At 30.9% G+C, this 1,121-nt stretch carries 1 protein-coding gene; it reads right to left on the minus strand.

Features of this window, described 5'->3' with window-relative positions; translation table 11 throughout:
* Positions 1-684: 684 nt before the first annotated feature.
* A partial coding sequence (locus tag B154_RS32885) for a DUF334 domain-containing protein (RefSeq protein ID WP_018617119.1) occupies positions 685-1,121 on the minus strand: 437 nt, incomplete at its 5' end.

The raw sequence follows: 1,121 nt of genomic DNA on the forward strand, positions 1-1,121 counted from the left end.
AATGTGGCAAAAGTATGCCTTTAATGTGGCAAAAGTATGCCTTTAATGTGGCAAAAGTATGCCTTTAGGGTCCCAAACCCCTTCTCGTCGTAAGCTTCAACAAGCCCCTAAAAAGGGTTTATAAAGTTCTTAAAAAGATTATATAAAGTTCAAGGCAAAAACACACCAAGTTCTAAAAACAATTCAAAACACCTTAAGAATGTATAAATTCAATCAGAATTTATTTTGATTTTAAAAACCTAGACCATTCCTTTTTTGAAAAAAAGGAAAATCAAAAAACTTCTTGAACTCGCCGTTCAAACTGCGCGGATTTGGATGTTATCCAATTCCACTGCGTTTAGTGTGTCGAGTAAGTGCAAGTGTATCAACTTCTTATACTCATATCGCTATGCTCATTCCGTTACCGTTGACACACAACAAAAATAAGAGCCTAGAACAATGTTCTAAACTCATAACCTAACTTATTATTAATAATCTTTAGATAATTTATATTGCTTGTATGCTAAATAAACAATAAACACTTGAACAATTACCTGAGCTAAATTCAATCCAAGCCCAAGACGTTTTTTTAATTTCTCACGATTCGCCATTTTCCCACTCCTTAATTATATATTACATATACCCTTATTTTGCATTTTAAGGTACTTTTTAGGACTTTTAACATTATTTACAATAATTAATACCTCAACGATATTTCAATCCATCAAAAGACTTTAAAATAGCCCATATAATAAAACCAAAAATCGCATAAGGTACTAAATACACAATAAACATTAAATATCTCCAAGCAGTATCATAGGTTTTAATCACATAAGTAATCCCATCATAAAGATTAGAAGCTCCAACAAATTCTCCAATGGGCCCTGTTATTACTGTTACTAACGCAATGATTGCTATTACGAAGAATAGCGATAAAACTCCTTTTGTCATAACCTCTAAAGATTTATTTAAATTCTCAACGATAGTCTCATTTTTATTTAACCGATCAGCAATCATTTTCTTGTATTCTATTGTTTCTTTTTTCGCTTGGTCATTATGTTTTTTATAATGCTCAAATAAATCACTCGCTTGTTTATCTATACCTTTAAATTTTTCATCAAATGCTTGCTTAAAGTCTTGTT

The sequence above is a fragment of the Segetibacter koreensis DSM 18137 genome, from assembly GCF_000374045.1.
Taxonomy (GTDB): Bacteria; Bacteroidota; Bacteroidia; order Chitinophagales; family Chitinophagaceae; genus Segetibacter; species Segetibacter koreensis.